General features: G+C 61.4%; 29 protein-coding genes. 28 read left to right on the forward strand and 1 reads right to left on the reverse strand.

Annotated elements, in window-relative coordinates; all coding sequences use genetic code 11:
* The 28 genes from NKJ81_RS23990 to rplQ all read left to right on the forward strand — a co-directional run.
* On the forward strand, positions 1–102 hold a 102-nt coding region (locus tag NKJ81_RS23990; protein ID WP_502896533.1), incomplete at its 5' end, for an EF-Tu C-terminal domain-related protein.
* 63 nt (positions 103–165) lie between these two features.
* Complete coding sequence (rpsJ, locus tag NKJ81_RS23995) at positions 166–474, forward strand: 30S ribosomal protein S10 (protein WP_006205468.1); 309 nt, start codon at positions 166–168, stop codon at positions 472–474.
* 96 nt (positions 475–570) lie between these two features.
* Entirely contained in the window at positions 571–1,299 is a 729-nt protein-coding gene (rplC, locus tag NKJ81_RS24000) for a 50S ribosomal protein L3 (protein ID WP_352451050.1), read from the forward strand.
* Positions 1,299–1,919, forward strand: a complete 621-nt coding sequence (rplD, locus tag NKJ81_RS24005) for a 50S ribosomal protein L4 (protein ID WP_023675140.1) — start codon at positions 1,299–1,301, stop codon at positions 1,917–1,919. Before rplC ends, rplD begins: the two co-directional genes overlap by 1 nt.
* Positions 1,916–2,209: a 50S ribosomal protein L23 gene (locus tag NKJ81_RS24010; protein ID WP_023675139.1), complete on the forward strand. Its 294-nt coding sequence runs from the start codon at positions 1,916–1,918 to the stop codon at positions 2,207–2,209. Before rplD ends, NKJ81_RS24010 begins: the two co-directional genes overlap by 4 nt.
* Positions 2,210–2,231: 22 nt before the next feature.
* The gene (gene rplB, locus NKJ81_RS24015; protein ID WP_023675138.1) at positions 2,232–3,065 is read left to right on the forward strand and encodes a 50S ribosomal protein L2; all 834 of its coding nucleotides are present in this window, start codon (positions 2,232–2,234) and stop codon (positions 3,063–3,065) included.
* Between the two features lie 16 nt (positions 3,066–3,081).
* Entirely contained in the window at positions 3,082–3,360 is a 279-nt protein-coding gene (gene rpsS, locus NKJ81_RS24020; protein WP_006205463.1) for a 30S ribosomal protein S19, read from the forward strand.
* A 2-nt stretch (positions 3,361–3,362) separates the two neighbouring features.
* Positions 3,363–3,752, forward strand: coding sequence for a 50S ribosomal protein L22 (gene rplV, locus NKJ81_RS24025; protein ID WP_006205462.1), 390 nt, complete (start codon positions 3,363–3,365; stop codon positions 3,750–3,752).
* The gene (gene rpsC, locus NKJ81_RS24030) at positions 3,752–4,477 is read left to right on the forward strand and encodes a 30S ribosomal protein S3 (protein WP_352541983.1); all 726 of its coding nucleotides are present in this window, start codon (positions 3,752–3,754) and stop codon (positions 4,475–4,477) included. The genes rplV and rpsC overlap by 1 nt, the downstream gene beginning before the upstream one ends.
* A gap of 27 nt (positions 4,478–4,504) precedes the next feature.
* Complete coding sequence (rplP, locus tag NKJ81_RS24035) at positions 4,505–4,918, forward strand: 50S ribosomal protein L16 (RefSeq protein WP_006205460.1); 414 nt, start codon at positions 4,505–4,507, stop codon at positions 4,916–4,918.
* A gap of 13 nt (positions 4,919–4,931) precedes the next feature.
* Entirely contained in the window at positions 4,932–5,132 is a 201-nt protein-coding gene (rpmC, locus tag NKJ81_RS24040; RefSeq protein WP_006205459.1) for a 50S ribosomal protein L29, read from the forward strand.
* 11 nt (positions 5,133–5,143) lie between these two features.
* Complete coding sequence (rpsQ, locus tag NKJ81_RS24045) at positions 5,144–5,383, forward strand: 30S ribosomal protein S17 (protein ID WP_023675136.1); 240 nt, start codon at positions 5,144–5,146, stop codon at positions 5,381–5,383.
* Between the two features lie 82 nt (positions 5,384–5,465).
* Positions 5,466–5,834: a 50S ribosomal protein L14 gene (gene rplN / locus NKJ81_RS24050; RefSeq protein ID WP_006205457.1), complete on the forward strand. Its 369-nt coding sequence runs from the start codon at positions 5,466–5,468 to the stop codon at positions 5,832–5,834.
* 12 nt (positions 5,835–5,846) lie between these two features.
* Positions 5,847–6,161 (forward strand): 50S ribosomal protein L24, encoded by a 315-nt coding sequence (rplX, locus tag NKJ81_RS24055; RefSeq protein ID WP_254817150.1) that lies wholly within the window; start codon positions 5,847–5,849, stop codon positions 6,159–6,161.
* A complete protein-coding gene (gene rplE / locus NKJ81_RS24060; protein WP_008875670.1) occupies positions 6,154–6,732 on the forward strand; it encodes a 50S ribosomal protein L5 in 579 nt (192 codons plus the stop codon). The genes rplX and rplE overlap by 8 nt, the downstream gene beginning before the upstream one ends.
* Before the next feature lie 27 nt (positions 6,733–6,759).
* The gene (gene rpsN / locus NKJ81_RS24065) at positions 6,760–7,065 is read left to right on the forward strand and encodes a 30S ribosomal protein S14 (protein WP_352451046.1); all 306 of its coding nucleotides are present in this window, start codon (positions 6,760–6,762) and stop codon (positions 7,063–7,065) included.
* A gap of 12 nt (positions 7,066–7,077) precedes the next feature.
* Positions 7,078–7,476 (forward strand): 30S ribosomal protein S8, encoded by a 399-nt coding sequence (gene rpsH, locus NKJ81_RS24070; RefSeq protein ID WP_006205453.1) that lies wholly within the window; start codon positions 7,078–7,080, stop codon positions 7,474–7,476.
* Positions 7,477–7,565: 89 nt separating this feature from the next.
* Positions 7,566–8,099 carry a 50S ribosomal protein L6 gene (gene rplF, locus NKJ81_RS24075; RefSeq protein WP_023675133.1) on the forward strand — a complete coding sequence of 178 codons (534 nt, stop codon included), beginning with the start codon at positions 7,566–7,568 and terminating at the stop codon, positions 8,097–8,099.
* A gap of 86 nt (positions 8,100–8,185) precedes the next feature.
* Positions 8,186–8,545, forward strand: coding sequence for a 50S ribosomal protein L18 (gene rplR / locus NKJ81_RS24080; protein WP_023675132.1), 360 nt, complete (start codon positions 8,186–8,188; stop codon positions 8,543–8,545).
* 84 nt (positions 8,546–8,629) lie between these two features.
* Positions 8,630–9,193, forward strand: a complete 564-nt coding sequence (gene rpsE, locus NKJ81_RS24085; protein WP_006333394.1) for a 30S ribosomal protein S5 — start codon at positions 8,630–8,632, stop codon at positions 9,191–9,193.
* A 24-nt stretch (positions 9,194–9,217) separates the two neighbouring features.
* On the forward strand, positions 9,218–9,415 hold the full coding sequence (gene rpmD / locus NKJ81_RS24090) for a 50S ribosomal protein L30 (RefSeq protein WP_006205449.1): 198 nt from the start codon (positions 9,218–9,220) through the stop codon (positions 9,413–9,415).
* A 22-nt stretch (positions 9,416–9,437) separates the two neighbouring features.
* Positions 9,438–9,911, forward strand: coding sequence for a 50S ribosomal protein L15 (gene rplO, locus NKJ81_RS24095; protein WP_352541984.1), 474 nt, complete (start codon positions 9,438–9,440; stop codon positions 9,909–9,911).
* A 191-nt stretch (positions 9,912–10,102) separates the two neighbouring features.
* The gene (gene secY, locus NKJ81_RS24100) at positions 10,103–11,443 is read left to right on the forward strand and encodes a preprotein translocase subunit SecY (protein WP_352541985.1); all 1,341 of its coding nucleotides are present in this window, start codon (positions 10,103–10,105) and stop codon (positions 11,441–11,443) included.
* Complete coding sequence (locus tag NKJ81_RS24105; protein ID WP_352471809.1) at positions 11,440–12,051, forward strand: adenylate kinase; 612 nt, start codon at positions 11,440–11,442, stop codon at positions 12,049–12,051. Before secY ends, NKJ81_RS24105 begins: the two co-directional genes overlap by 4 nt.
* A 198-nt stretch (positions 12,052–12,249) precedes the next feature.
* Positions 12,250–12,618 carry a 30S ribosomal protein S13 gene (gene rpsM, locus NKJ81_RS24110; protein ID WP_006205445.1) on the forward strand — a complete coding sequence of 123 codons (369 nt, stop codon included), beginning with the start codon at positions 12,250–12,252 and terminating at the stop codon, positions 12,616–12,618.
* A 139-nt stretch (positions 12,619–12,757) separates the two neighbouring features.
* Positions 12,758–13,147, forward strand: coding sequence for a 30S ribosomal protein S11 (gene rpsK, locus NKJ81_RS24115; protein WP_006205444.1), 390 nt, complete (start codon positions 12,758–12,760; stop codon positions 13,145–13,147).
* 104 nt (positions 13,148–13,251) lie between these two features.
* Positions 13,252–14,262 carry a DNA-directed RNA polymerase subunit alpha gene (locus NKJ81_RS24120; RefSeq protein ID WP_023675128.1) on the forward strand — a complete coding sequence of 337 codons (1,011 nt, stop codon included), beginning with the start codon at positions 13,252–13,254 and terminating at the stop codon, positions 14,260–14,262.
* 115 nt (positions 14,263–14,377) lie between these two features.
* Positions 14,378–14,809 (forward strand): 50S ribosomal protein L17, encoded by a 432-nt coding sequence (rplQ, locus tag NKJ81_RS24125; protein ID WP_023675127.1) that lies wholly within the window; start codon positions 14,378–14,380, stop codon positions 14,807–14,809.
* Positions 14,810–14,831: 22 nt separating this feature from the next.
* Here rplQ and NKJ81_RS24130 read toward each other — a convergent pair whose 3' ends face one another.
* Positions 14,832–15,500 carry a hypothetical protein gene (locus NKJ81_RS24130; protein ID WP_352541986.1) on the reverse strand — a complete coding sequence of 223 codons (669 nt, stop codon included), beginning with the start codon at positions 15,498–15,500 and terminating at the stop codon, positions 14,832–14,834.
* Between the last annotated feature and the right edge of the window lie 74 nt (positions 15,501–15,574).

Consider the following 15,574-nt stretch of genomic DNA (forward strand, 5'->3'; position numbering starts at 1 on the left):
GAGCTGATCGTGCCGATCGCCATGGAAGAGAAGCTGCGCTTCGCCATCCGTGAAGGCGGCCGCACCGTCGGTGCCGGCATCGTCGTCACCATCACAGAGTAATTTGGACTTAAACCGATCTGTCGCGGGCGCTGCCCGCGCCGCGCCAGAACAAGGAAGTGACGCATGAACGGACAGAATATCCGCATCCGCCTGAAGGCGTTTGATCACCGGGTGCTCGACGCCTCGACACGGGAAATCGTGTCGACCGCCAAGCGCACCGGCGCCAACGTCCGCGGCCCCATTCCGCTGCCGACGCGGATCGAAAAGTTCACGGTCAACCGGTCGCCTCACGTCGACAAGAAGAGCCGCGAGCAGTTCGAGATGCGCACGCACAAGCGTCTGCTCGACATCGTCGACCCGACCCCGCAGACGGTCGATGCTTTGATGAAGCTCGACCTGGCCGCCGGTGTCGACGTCGAGATCAAGCTCTAAGGAACCAGAGGTCAGCGGGGCGACCCGGAACTCTGAAGGAACAAGAGGCGTGGAGGGGCGACAGCCCCGACAGGGAACTCTAAAGGAATTGAACCGATGCGTTCAGGTGTGATTGCAAAGAAGGTGGGAATGACCCGCATCTACAACGATGCCGGGGAACATGTTCCCGTCACTGTTCTCCAGATGGAGAACTGCCAGGTCGTGGCGCAGCGCACGCAGGAGAAGAACGGCTATACCGCCGTCCAGCTCGGCGTTGGCCTTGCCAAGGTGAAGAACACGTCGAAGGCGATGCGCGGCCATTTCGCGACCGCTTCCGTCGAGCCCAAGGCCAAGGTTGCCGAGTTTCGCGTCTCTGCCGACAACATGATCGATGTTGGCGCCGAGATCACCGTCGAGCACTTCGTCGTCGGCCAGAAGGTCGATGTGACGGGCACCACGATCGGCAAGGGCTTCCAGGGCGTCATCAAGCGGCACCACATGGGTGGCGGCCGCGCAACGCACGGCAACTCGGTGTCGCACCGTACACACGGCTCGACCGGCCAGCGCCAGGATCCGGGCAAGGTGTTCAAGGGCAAGCATATGGCCGGCCACATGGGCGACACCCGCGTCACCACGCAGAATGTCGAGGTCGTCTCGACCGACGCCGATCGCGGCCTGATCCTGATCCGCGGCGCGGTCCCGGGTTCGAAGGGTGCATGGATCCTGGTCCGCGACGCGGCCAAGGTGGCGCTTCCGGCCAATGCGCCGAAGCCCGCCGCGATCCGCGCCCTTGCGACTGACGGTGCCGCCACGAACGAGGCCCCGGCCACAGAGGGAGCGGAATAATGGACCTCAAGATTACAACGCTTGGCGGCAAGGACGCCGGCAAGCTGAAGCTCTCCGAAGAGATTTTCGGCCTCGATCCGCGTGAGGACATCCTGCAGCGCGTCGTGCGCTGGCAGCTTGCCAAGAAGCAGCAGGGCACGCACAAGGCCAAGGGTCGCGCGGAAATCGCCCGCACCGGCGCCAAGATGTACAAGCAGAAGGGTACGGGCCGCGCCCGTCACCATTCGGCTCGCGCTCCGCAGTTCCGCGGCGGTGGCAAGGCCCATGGCCCGGTCGTGCGCAGCCACGAGCACGATCTGCCTAAGAAGGTGCGTGCGCTCGGCCTGAAGCATGCGCTTTCGGCCAAGGCCAAGAGCGCGTCGATCATCATCATCGACGAGCTGAAGCTGACCGAGGCCAAGACCAAGGCGCTGATCGCGAATTTCGCGACGCTGGGCCTGAGCAACGCCCTAGTGATTGGCGGCGCCGAGCTTGACAAGAACTTCAAGCTGGCAGCGACCAACATCCCGAACATCGACGTGCTGCCCATCCAGGGCATCAACGTCTACGACATTCTGCGCCGCGGCACGCTGGTCCTTTCCAAGGCCGCCGTCGAGGCTCTCGAGGAGCGCTTCAAATGACCGACCTTCGTCATTACGACGTGATCGTCTCGCCGGCGATCACCGAAAAGTCGACCATGGCTTCCGAGCAGAACCAGGTCGTCTTCAACGTCGCCAAGAAGGCGTCGAAGCCGGAAATCAAGGCCGCCGTCGAAGCGCTGTTCGGCGTCAAGGTGATGGCCGTGAACACGCTTGTCCGCAAGGGCAAGATCAAGCGCTTCCGCGGCACGATCGGCCGCCAGAGCGACGTCAAGAAGGCGGTTGTGACGCTGGCCGAAGGCCAGTCGATCGACGTCGCGACGGGTCTCTGAGCAAGGTCGCGAGGACAGAACAATGGCACTGAAAAAATTCAACCCGGTAACGCCGAGCACCCGTCAGCTGGTCATCGTCGATCGGTCGGGCCTCTACAAGGGCAAGCCCGTCAAGGGCCTGACCGAAGGCCTGACCAAGTCGGGCGGCCGCAACAATTACGGCCGCATCACAGCCCGCTTCATCGGCGGCGGTCACAAGCGCACCTACCGCATCATCGACTTCAAGCGCCGCAAGTTCGACGTCGTCGGCACGGTCGAGCGCATCGAGTACGATCCGAACCGCACCGCCTTCATCGCGCTGATCAAGTATGACGATGGCGAGCTGTCCTACATCATCGCCCCGCAGCGTCTGGCTCCCGGCGACAAGATCGTGGCCGGTGAATCGGTCGACGTGAAGCCGGGCAACGCGATGCCGCTGGCCTCGATGCCGGTCGGCACGATCGTCCACAATATCGAGCTGAAGCCCGGCAAGGGCGCTCAGGTCGCCCGTTCGGCCGGCGGTTATGGCCAGCTCGTCGGCCGCGACCAGGGCATGGCGATCCTGCGCCTCAATTCGGGCGAGCAGCGTGTCGTCCACGGCTCCTGCATGGCCACTGTCGGCGCCGTGTCTAACCCGGACCACGGCAACATCAATGACGGCAAGGCAGGCCGCACCGTGTGGCGCGGCAAACGTCCGCACAATCGCGGCGTGACCATGAACCCGGTCGACCATCCACATGGCGGCGGCGAAGGCCGCACCTCGGGTGGCCGCCATCCGGTTTCGCCCTGGGGCAAGCCGACCAAGGGCAAGAAGACGCGGTCCAACAAGGCGACCGACAAGTTCATCCTGCGCTCGCGCCATCAGCGCAAGAGCTAAGAAGAGGTAACGCCAAGTGACTCGTTCGATTTGGAAAGGCCCCTTCATCGACGGCTACCTTCTGAAGAAGGTGGACAAGGTTCGTGAAGGTGGTCGCAATGAGGTGATCAAGATGTGGAGCCGCCGCTCCACCATCCTGCCGCAGTTCGTCGGCTTCACCTTCGGTGTCTACAACGGCCAGAAGCACGTTCCCGTCTCGGTGAACGAGGACATGGTCGGTCACAAGTTCGGTGAATTCGCTCCGACCCGGACCTATTACGGTCACGGCGCGGATAAGAAGGCGAAGAGGAAATAATCATGGGCAAGGCCAAAGCTCCGCGCAGGCTTGCTGACAACGAAGCGCGCGCCGTGTTGCGCACGATCCGTATCAGCCCGCAGAAGCTGAACCTGGTTGCCGCGCTGATCCGCGGCAAGAAGGTCGCGACAGCGCTTTCCGACCTCGAATTCTCGGCCAAGCGGATTTCCGGCACGGTCAAGAAGACGCTGGAATCGGCGATCGCCAACGCGGAAAACAACCACGACCTCGACGTCGATGCGCTGATCGTGGCGGAAGCCTATGTCGGCAAGTCGATCGTCATGAAGCGGTTCCATGCCCGTGGCCGTGGGCGCGCCAGCCGTATCGAGAAGCCGTTCTCGCACCTCACGATCGTCGTTCGTGAAGTCGAAGAAAAAGGGGAGGCCGCATAATGGGCCAGAAAGTCAATCCGATCGGTCTGCGTCTCGGCATCAACCGCACCTGGGATTCGCGCTGGTTCGCGAACACCGGCGAGTACGGCAAGCTGCTGCACGAGGACATCAAGATCCGCAAATATCTTGAGAAGGAACTCAAGCAGGCTGCGATCTCGAAAGTCGTGATCGAGCGTCCGCACAAGAAGTGCCGCGTCACCATCCATGCGGCGCGTCCGGGCCTGATCATCGGCAAGAAGGGCGCCGACATCGAGAAGCTTCGCAAGAAGCTCATGGAGATGACCAAGTCCGAGACGCATCTGAACATCGTCGAAGTGCGCAAGCCGGAGATCGACGCGACCTTGGTCGCCCAGTCGATCGCCCAGCAGCTCGAGCGCCGCATCGCGTTCCGCCGCGCCATGAAGCGTGCCGTGCAGTCGGCGATGCGCCTCGGTGCCGAAGGCATCCGCATCAACTGCGCCGGCCGTCTCGGCGGCGCCGAGATCGCGCGCATGGAATGGTATCGCGAAGGCCGCGTGCCGCTGCATACGCTGCGTGCCGACATCGACTACGGCACGGCCGAGGCGAATACGGCCTACGGCATCTGCGGCGTCAAGGTCTGGGTGTTCAAGGGCGAAATCCTCGAGCACGACCCGATGGCTTCGGAGCGCCGCGCCACCGAGGGCGATCATGCGCATGGCGGTGGTGGTGAGCGCGAACGCGGTCGCCGTCGCGAAAACGCGTAAGACATTTAGGAATTTGGAGTTAGAACGATGCTGCAGCCAAAGCGCACAAAGTTCCGCAAGCAGTTCAAGGGCCGCATCCACGGTACCGCCAAGGGCGGCACCAACCTGGATTTCGGTGGTTTCGGACTGAAGGCGCTTGAGCCGAACCGCGTCACCGCGCGTGAGATCGAGGCGGCCCGCCGCGCGATCACCCGCGAGATGAAGCGTGCCGGCCGCGTGTGGATCCGTATCTTCCCGGATGTGCCGGTGACGTCGAAGCCGACCGAAGTCCGTATGGGTAAGGGCAAGGGCGCGGTCGACTACTGGGCGGCACGCGTCAAGCCGGGCCGCATCATGTTCGAGATCGACGGCGTCAACGAGGAAACCGCCCGTGAGGCGCTGCGTCTCGGCGCGGCCAAGCTCTCGGTCAGGACGCGCTTCGTACAGCGCATCGCAGAATAAGGACGGGCTGATCATGAAAGCCGAAGACATCCGGACCAAGACCCAGGACCAGCTGACCGACGACCTGGCCAGCCTGAAGAAGGAGCAGTTCAACCTGCGCTTTCAGAAGGCCACCGGCCAGCTTGAGAAGACCGCGCGCGTGAGGCAGGTCCGCAAGGACATTGCGCGTATCAAGACCATCGCTGCGGAAAAGTCCGCGGCCAAGAAGGCTTAAGGACGAAAACCATGCCAAAGCGCATTCTGCAGGGCACCGTCGTCAGCGACAAGAACGAGAAGACGGTTGTCGTCAAGGTCGAACGGCGCTTCACGCATCCCGTGATGAAGAAGACCGTGCGCATGACCAAGAAGTACAAGGCGCACGACGAGAACAACGCCCACAAGGTCGGCGATCAGGTGTTCATCCAGGAATCGAAGCCGATTTCCAAGGACAAGCGCTGGGTCGTGGTGTCTTCGGACCAGGCCTGATCAGGGCCAACGAAACGAATTTTGGACAGACCGGGGAGGGGTGAGAAACCCGTCCCGTTAGAAAAGAAGAAGGCGGCCAGTCATGATTCAGATGCAAACAAACCTCGACGTCGCGGATAATTCCGGCGCCCGTCGTGTCATGTGCATCAAGGTGCTGGGCGGCTCGAAGCGGAAATACGCTTCCGTGGGCGACATCATCGTGGTGTCGATCAAGGAAGCCATCCCGCGCGGCCGCGTCAAGAAGGGCGATGTGATGAAGGCGGTCGTGGTTCGCACGGCCAAGGACATCCGCCGCCCGGACGGCAGCGTGATCCGTTTCGACAAGAACGCAGCCGTTCTCGTCGACAACAAGAAAGAGCCGATCGGCACGCGTATCTTCGGACCGGTTCCGCGCGAACTCCGCGCCAAGAACCACATGAAGATCATCTCGCTCGCGCCTGAAGTGCTGTAAGGAGCCGGACCAATGCAGAAGATTAGAAAAGGCGACAAGGTCGTCGTGCTGGCCGGCAAGGACAAGGGCCGTTCGGGCGAAGTCCTCTCGGTACAGCCGAAGGACGACACCGCGCTGGTGCGCGGCGTCAACCTGATCCGTCGTCACCAGAAGCAGTCCCAGTCCCAAGAGGGCGGGATCATCACCAAGGAAGCGCCGATCCAGCTGTCGAACATCGCGCTGGCCGACCCCAAGGATGGCAAGCCGACCCGGGTCGGCTTCATCTTCCAGAAGGACGGCAAGAAGGTGCGCGTCGCCAAGCGCTCGGGAGAAGTCATCAATGGCTAAGGCTCAAACCAAGCAGGCAACTGCCCAGAACACGCCGCGCCTCAAGCAGGTCTACAACGAGACCATCCGCAAGGCGCTGCAGGAGCAGTTCGGCTACGAGAACGAGATGCAGGTTCCGCGCATCGACAAGATCGTGCTGAACATGGGCGTCGGCGAGGCGACCGGCGATTCGAAGAAGCCTTCGATCGCGGCGGAAGACCTTGCGATGATCGCCGGCCAGAAGGCCGTCGTCACCCGCGCCCGCAACTCGATCGCCGGCTTCAAGGTCCGCGAGAAGATGCCGATCGGCGCCAAGGTCACGCTGCGCAAGGAACGCATGTACGAGTTCCTCGACCGCCTCGTGAACATCGCACTGCCGCGCGTCCGCGACTTCCGCGGACTTAATCCGAAGAGCTTCGATGGCCGTGGCAACTATGCCATGGGCATCAAGGAACACATCGTGTTTCCGGAGATCAACTACGACAAGGTTGATCAGATCTGGGGCATGGACGTCATCGTTTGTACGACTGCGAAGACGGACGACGAAGCCAGGGCATTGCTCAAGGCCTTCAACTTCCCCTTCCGCCAGTAACGGCAGCGAGAAAAGGAAAAATCTGAAATGGCAAAGACCAGCTCAGTCGAGAAGAACAACAGGCGCCGCAAGCTTGCGGACCAGTTCGCTGCCAAGCGCGAGGTGCTCAAGGCGATCATCATGGATCAGTCCAAGCCGATGGAAGAGCGCTTCCGCGCCCAGCTGAAGCTTTCGGCGCTGCCGCGCAACTCGGCCAAGACCCGCATCCGCAACCGCTGCGAAGTCACCGGACGTCCGCGTGCCTATTATCGCAAGCTCAAAGTATCGCGTATCGCGCTTCGTGATCTCGGCAATAACGGCCAGATCCCGGGCCTGGTCAAGTCGAGCTGGTAAGGAGGACATAACATGTCATTGAGCGATCCTCTCGGCGATATGCTGACCCGCATCCGCAACGCGTATGGCCGCAAGAAGTCGAGCGTTTCGACGCCGGCCTCGCGCCTGCGTACCCGCGTCCTCGACGTGCTGAAGGCGGAAGGCTATATCCGCGACTACAGCCAGACCGACTTCGACAACGGCAAGTCCGAAATCGAGATCGAGCTGAAGTATTTCGATGGTGCGCCGGTGGTGCGCGAAATCGCTCGGGTCTCGAAGCCCGGCCGCCGCGTCTACGTTTCGGCCAAGTCGATACCGCACGTCGCCAACGGCCTCGGCATCGCCATCCTTTCGACGCCGAAGGGCGTGATGGCCGACCACGAAGCGCGTGAACAGAATGTCGGCGGGGAAATCCTCTGCCAGATCTTCTGATCTGGTATGTGACCCGGTTGGAAACAGGTTTTCGGGATCTAGTCCCGAAAGCCGAGACCTGAAACAAGAGAAGTGACGAGGACAACAAAATGTCTCGTATTGGAAAGAAACCCGTTTCGCTGCCGCAGGGCGTGACCGCGACCGTCAACGGCCAGACCGTGACGGCGAAGGGTCCGAAGGGCGAGCTGAAGTTCGTGGTGAACGACGAAGTGCTGGTCAAGATGGAAGGCAGCGAGATCGCTGTCCAGCCGCGCGACCAGACCAAGACTGCCCGTTCCAAGTGGGGCATGTCACGCACGCAGATCGTCAACATCCTGCAGGGCGTCAAGGACGGCTTCGAAAAGAAGCTCGAGATCACCGGCGTCGGCTATCGTGCCGCCATGCAGGGCAAGAACCTGCAGCTGGCGCTCGGCTTCAGCCATGACGTCGTCTACGAGACGCCGCAGGGCGTGACGATTTCGGTGCCGAAGCCGACGGAAATCACGGTGACCGGCATCGATAAGCAGCAGGTCGGCCAGGTTGCCGCCGAGATCCGCGAGTATCGCAGCCCCGAGCCCTACAAGGGCAAGGGTGTCCGCTATGCCGGCGAGAAGATCGTCCGCAAGGAAGGCAAGAAGAAGTAATTTTAACGCCGCGGGGAGCGGTCGCGGGAGGCTCGTCCTACCGCATATGGTTGCCCCCGTTTTTTTGAAGGCAAGGAACTGATATCATGGGCTCGAAAGAATCCACCCAACGCCGCGCCCAGCGCGTCCGCCGCCAGATCAAGAAGGTTGCCGGCGATCGTCCGCGCTTGTCGGTCCATCGCACGTCGAAGAACATCTATGTCCAGGTGATCGACGACGCCAAGGGCCACACCATCGCGGCTGCTTCGACGCTCGAGAAGGAGCTCAAGGGTTCGCTCAAGACCGGCGCCGACACGGCGGCGGCCGCTGCCATCGGCAAGCTGATCGCCGAGCGTGCCTCGAAGGCCGGCGTCAAGGAAGTCGTCTTCGACCGCGGCGCCTACATCTACCACGGCCGTGTCAAGGCGCTTGCCGAGGCTGCCCGTGAAGGTGGTCTGAGCTTCTAAAAAACGAAATTCGCCCCCGGCGACCCACAGAGGCGCCGGATATCATCATCAACCGTGCTTCCGGAAAAAAACAAGGAACAGGATATGGCACAGGAACGTAGGGATGGCGGCCGCGGCCGTGATCGCGAAGAGCGCGACGACGGCATGGTCGACAAGCTCGTCCACATCAACCGTGTCGCCAAAGTCGTCAAGGGCGGCCGGCGCTTCGGCTTTGCGGCACTTGTTGTCGTCGGCGATCAGAAGGGCCGCGTCGGCTTCGGCCACGGCAAGGCGCGCGAAGTGCCGGAGGCGATCCGCAAGGCGACCGAATCGGCCAAGCGCGACATGATCTTCGTGCCGCTGCGCTCAGGCCGCACGCTGCACCACGACGTCGAGGGACGCTGGGGTGCGGGACGCGTTCTGCTGCGCGCCGCCAAGCAAGGTACCGGCATCATCGCCGGCGGCCCGATGCGCGCCGTTTTCGAGACGCTCGGCATGCATGACGTGGTCGCCAAGTCGATGGGTTCTTCGAACCCCTACAACATGGTTCGTGCCACTTTCGACGCGCTGAAGAGCCAGATGCATCCGAAGGATGTGGCTGCAGCGCGCGGCATCAAGTATTCGACCCTTCAGGCCCGCCGCGGCACCGCCGTTGCGGCTGAAGAATAGTCGACGCTGACCAGGGATTTGACCATGGCCAAGAAAGCAACCAAGACCATCACCGTCGAGCAGATCGGTTCGCCGATCCGCCGGCCGAAGGAGCAGCGCGCAACGCTGGTCGGCCTCGGCCTCAACAAGATGCACAAGCAGCGCACGCTGGAGGATACGCCCTCGGTGCGCGGCATGATCGCTGCCGTCCAGCATCTCGTCCGCGTCGTGGACGAGGGCTGAACCAGAGCGCAGGAGAACCCAGATGAAACTCAATGATCTGCGTGACAAGGACGGCGCGACGCACTCCAAGAAGCGTCTCGGCCGTGGCATCGGCTCCGGTTCGGGCAAGACCGCCGGTCGCGGCGTCAAGGGCCAGAAGGCGCGCTCCGGCGTCGCCGTCAACGGCTTCGAGGGTGGCCAGATGCCGCTCTACCGCCGCCTGCCGAAGCGCGGCTTCAACAATATCTTCGCCAAGAGCTTCACCGTCGTGTCGCTGGCCCGCATCCAGGCGGCGCTCGATGCCAAGAAGCTCGACGCCAAGACAGTTGTAACGGCCGAGGCGCTGGTTGCGGCTGGCGTCATCCGTCGCGTCAAGGACGGCGTGCGCATCCTTTCAGACGGCGACATCAAGGCCAAGCTTGCCTTCGACGTGGCCGGAGCCTCCAAGGCCGCGATCGAGAAGATCGAAAAGGCCGGCGGCTCGGTGAAGGTGCCTGAGAAGGCAGCCGCCGAGTAACGGCAATTTGAAGCACGGCCGGCAAAGGTGGAATTCGGTTTTGCCTGCGGTCGTGCTTTGATCCGACAGATGTGACGGCCGCATCAACGCGGCCGCTTGCATGTTTGCAGTCCGGAGCTTATCTCGTGAGTTTCGGTGACACGCGCCGCCTGAGCTGCGGGCATCGAGCGTGACCAAGCGGAGAATCAGGCATGGCTTCGGCTGCTGAACAACTAGCCTCGAATCTGAATTTTTCGGCCTTCGCCAAGGCCGAGGATCTGAAGAAGCGCATCTGGTTCACCATCGGCGCGCTGCTCGTCTACCGTCTTGGCACCTATATCCCGCTGCCCGGCATCAATCCGGAGGCCTTTGCCCACGCCTTCTCGTCGCAGAGCAAGGGCGTGCTTGGCATGTTCAATATGTTTGCAGGCGGTGCCGTGCAGCGCATGGCGATCTTTGCCCTCGGCATCATGCCCTATATCTCCGCCTCCATCATCATGCAGCTGATGACCTCGGTCATTCCGTCGCTGGAAGCGCTGAAGAAGGAAGGCGAGCAGGGCCGCAAGATTATCAACCAGTATACGCGCTACGGGACCGTGCTTCTGGCGCTGGTCCAGGCCTACGGCATTTCGGTCGGGCTCGAGGGCGGAAACGGCATCGTCAACGATCCCGGCATCTTTTTCCGCATCTCGACCGTCGTCACGCTGGTCGGCGGCACCATGTTCCTGATGTGGCTCGGCGAGCAGATCACCGCCCGCGGCATCGGCAACGGCATTTCGCTGATCATCTTCTCCGGCATTGTCGCCGGCCTGCCGCGCGCCATCTCCGGTACCTTGGAGCTAGGCCGCACCGGAGCGCTGTCGACCGGCCTGATCCTGGCGATCATCGTGCTCGCCATTATCGTTATCGGCCTGATCGTCTTTTTCGAGCGCGCCCAGCGCCGCCTGCTGATTCAGTACCCCAAGCGCCAGGTCGGCAATCGCATGTTCCAGGGCGATACCTCGCATCTGCCGCTGAAGCTCAACACATCCGGCGTCATTCCGCCGATCTTCGCTTCGTCGCTATTGCTGCTGCCGGCGACCGTCGCCGGTTTCTCGCAGACGACGAACATGCCCGCTTGGGCCAGCACCATCCTGGCATCGCTCGGCCATGGCCAGCCGCTCTACATGGCCTTCTACGCGGCGATGATCGTGTTCTTCGCCTTCTTCTACACGGCGATCGTCTTCAACCCGAAGGACACCGCGGACCAATTGAAGAAGCATTCGGGCTTCATCCCGGGCTATCGCCCGGGCGAGCGCACCGCGGACTATATTGACTATGTGCTCACCCGCATCACCGTCGTCGGCGCCATCTATCTGGTGCTGGTGTGTCTGCTGCCCGAGTTCCTGATTTCAGCGACTGGCGTACCGTTCTACCTTGGTGGCACTTCGCTCCTGATCGTGGTCAGTGTAACGCTCGATACGGTGGCGCAGATTCAGGGTCACCTGATCGCGCACCAGTATGAGGGCCTGATCAAGAAGTCGAAGCTGCGCGGGGGGAAAAAGGCCAGATGAGGTTGATATTGCTTGGACCGCCGGGGGCGGGCAAGGGGACACAAGCACTGAGACTGGTAGAACGACACGGCATCCCACAGCTTTCCACGGGGGACATGCTGCGTGCTGCTGTCCAGGCCGGCACCGAAGTCGGCAAGCGCGCCAAAGCGGTGATGGACGCTGGCGAACTGGTGTCCGACGCTATCGTCAACGCCATCGTAGCAGAGCGCATCGATCAAGCTGATTGCGCAAACGGCTTCATCCTTGACGGGTATCCCCGAACTCTGGTGCAAGCGGACGCCGTTGAGGAAATGCTGTCGGATCGCGGACTGGAGCTAGACGCGGTCATCGAATTTGTCGTCGACGACAAGGCGCTGGTTGGCCGAATCGTCAAGCGAGCCGAAGAAGCCAAGGCCGCAGGCCTGCCGGTGCGCAAAGACGACAGTCCAGCGGTGTTCGAAGAACGCTTGAGGGAATATTACAAGAAAACCTCGCCGCTGATCGGCTACTACTACGCCAAGGGTAAACTCAGGGGCGTCGATGGCATGGCCGACATCGATGCGGTGACGCAGCAGATCGAGGCGGTGCTCAGGGCGACGACCCGGCGGGTTGGCCAGGCGGCCGGCTAGAGAATCGAACGATTGCGCTTGACTGGAGCGGTCCGCTGGGGTATGGCGGCCCGTCTTCCTATCAGGCATGAGGCTTGCTTGTCCGCAAGGGCAAGGCAGGCCGCTTTGAACTGGAAACTCCCGCAAGGGCCGGCCTCCACCGGACGCGGGGCAACTTGAAGCGCCGGCTCGCCCGGCCTATATGGAGAAGAGAAGAACATGGCTCGTATAGCCGGCGTCAACATTCCGACCAACAAGCGCGTTGTCATTGCGCTTCAATACATTCATGGCATTGGCAAGAAGTTCGCCCAGGAGATCGTCGACAAGGTCGGCATCCCGGCCGAGCGCCGCGTCAACCAACTGACCGACGCGGAAGTGCTGCAGATCCGCGAGACCATCGACCGCGACTACCAGGTCGAGGGCGACCTGCGCCGCGAAGTGTCGATGAACATCAAGCGGCTCATGGACCTCGGCTGCTACCGCGGCCTGCGTCACCGTCGCTCGCTGCCGGTTCGTGGCCAGCGCACGCACACCAATGCGCGCACCCGTAAGGGCCCGGCCAAGTCGATTGCCGGAAAGAAGAAGTAATTTAGGGCAGTAAGGGGGTAGGGCAGTAAGGCAATAGGGACGGCAGACATACTGCCCTACTGCCATATTCCCCTACTGCCTTCTCCCTGGTGGAGCCGCTGGCATTACGGCGGTGTAGAGATCAACTGAAAGGACTATCATGGCCAAGGAAGCCGCTCGTGTTCGCCGTCGCGAACGCAAGAATATCTCGTCGGGCGTTGCCCACGTCAATTCGACCTTCAACAACACGATGATCACCATCACCGACGCACAGGGCAATTCGATTGCCTGGTCGTCGGCCGGAGCACAAGGCTTCAAGGGATCGCGCAAGTCGACCCCTTTCGCTGCCCAGATGGCTGCCGAAGATGTTGCCAAGAAGGCTCAGGAACACGGCATGCGCATGCTCGAGGTCGAGGTCTGTGGACCCGGCTCCGGTCGTGAATCGGCGTTGCGCGCACTGCAGGCAGCAGGGTTCACCATCACCTCGATCCGTGATGTGACGCCGATCCCGCACAACGGCTGCCGTCCGCGCAAGAAGCGCCGCGTCTAAAGAATTTACCGAACGCCGCGCGAGCGCCTCAAGGGCGCTCCTCCACGGCATTCCAGGTCGCCCGCCACGATTGGATGGTGGCGGGACAACGGAAGGAAAGCACTATGATCCAGAAAAATTGGCAAGAACTGATCAAGCCGAACAAGATCGAGTTCTCGTCGAAGAAGAAGACGCTGACCACGCTGGTCGCCGAGCCGCTCGAGCGCGGCTTCGGCCTCACCCTAGGCAACGCGCTGCGCCGGGTGCTTCTGTCTTCGCTGCGTGGCGCGGCTGTAACCGCCGTGCAGATCGACGGCGTTCTGCATGAATTCTCGTCCATCGCCGGCGTCCGCGAGGACGTGACCGACATCGTTTTGAACATCAAGGAAATCGCCATCCGCATGGAAGGCGACGGCCCCAAGCGCATGGTCGTCCGCAAGCAGGGACCGGGCGCGGTTCTCGCCGGCGACATCCAGACGGTCGGCGACGTCGAGATCCTCAATCCCGACCACGTCATCTGCACGCTGGACGAAGGCGCTGAAATCCGCATGGAATTCACCGTCGATACCGGCAAGGGCTATGTGCCGGCCGACCGTAACCGCGCCGAGGACGCGCCGATCGGGCTGATCCCCGTCGACAGCCTGTATTCGCCGGTCAAGAAGGTCTCCTACAAGGTCGAGAACACCCGCGAGGGCCAGGTTCTCGACTATGACAAGCTGACCATGACCATCGAGACCGACGGTTCGATTTCGGGCGAGGACGCGGTGGCCTTCGCCGCTCGCATCCTGCAGGACCAGCTCGGCCTATTCGTCAATTTCGACGAGCCGCAGAAGGAAGTCGCCGCCGAACAGGTTACCGAGCTTGCCTTCAACCCGGCGCTGCTCAAGAAGGTCGACGAACTCGAGCTTTCGGTGCGTTCGGCCAACTGCCTGAAGAACGACAACATCGTCTATATTGGCGACCTGATCCAGAAGACCGAAGCCGAGATGCTGCGCACCCCGAACTTCGGCCGCAAATCGCTGAACGAGATCAAGGAAGTCCTGGCGGCGATGGGCCTTCATCTCGGCATGGAAGTACCGGACTGGCCGCCGGAAAACATCGAAGACCTCGCCAAGCGTTACGAAGATCAATATTAAGCATGATCCCGAACCGAAGGTCAGCGCAGCAAAAAGTTGCAGACTTTCGGACAAGATCATGCGGCTAACCAACTGAGGCTCAGGCCTCTTGAAACCGCAATGAAGGAGAAGAGCCATGCGCCACGGATTTAAAGGCCGCCGGTTCGCCCGCAGCATAAGCCATCGCAAGTCGATGTTTGCCAACCTTGCCGTGTCGCTTATCGAGCACGAGCAGATCCTCACCACGCTGCCGAAGGCGAAGGATTTGCGTCCGATCGTCGAAAAGCTGGTGACGCTCGGCAAGCGCGGCGACCTGCACGCCCGCCGCCAGGTTATTGCCCAGATCGGCAATGAAGGCGTCGTCAAGCGCCTGTTCGATACCATCGCGCCGCGCTACGCCACCCGCAACGGCGGCTATCTGCGCATCATGAAGGCCGGCTTCCGCCACGGTGACAATGCCGCAATGGCCGTCATCGAATTCGTCGACCGCGACACCTCTGCCAAGGGCGCCGGCGATCGCGCCCGCATCGAGGCCGAAGGCACCGAAGAGGAAGCCGCAGCCGCATAAGGCTTGGTTTTTCTGAGTGAGTTTAAGGGGCCTGCGGCCCCTTTTTCATTGGGGCGGCTACCTCTTGCCGAGCAAAGTTGAGGTAGTTTCTTCCGCTTATTGACTTCCAATCAATCGCCTTTGTTATTTGCTCGATTGCGGGATGCGAATAGGAATAAACACTGTCGATCTCCGTTCGGTGATCGATATCGCTTATCAATTGGGACACAGTCACGCCGTTCAGATATTTTTCGGCGTCCCGATCTTCGATGAAGTCGGTATCAACGCGGAAATAAATCTGGATCGGACCCGCGCAGATGTTCAGGTCGATGTCGTTCCTCGATGCGATGTAGAAGACCATAGCTTCTTCTGGTGTCCACAGGCCCGCGTTCAGAAATTCCGATGGCTTTGTTCTGCTGTCGAACCCATCCATTGAAAGAGCAAATTGGTCGGTTATGCGCTCGGTCTTGCTGCGGATGGCATGCACATGTTCGATCTGAAACCAATTCAGATCGTGAGGCGGCTCGTTATCAAAGGAAGCTTCGAGCTGACCATATATCCAATAGACGGGAATCGTCTCGGCATACTTGGTGATCCAATCATCCGGCGCGCCGAACGCTTCGGCAATTTCGATCATTTTCATGCCGGGGATAACAGGCCCCAAAGTGCCGGTCATAAAAAAATCACGGAGTGAAACGAGCTGTTTTTTCATTTGCCGACACGGCTTTCCGGTTTCACCTCGACCTATAACCGCTTTGCCGCCCAAAATAATCGGATTTCAGCGGC

This window comes from Mesorhizobium sp. M0018, from assembly GCF_040323955.1.
GTDB lineage: Bacteria > Pseudomonadota > Alphaproteobacteria > Rhizobiales > Rhizobiaceae > Mesorhizobium.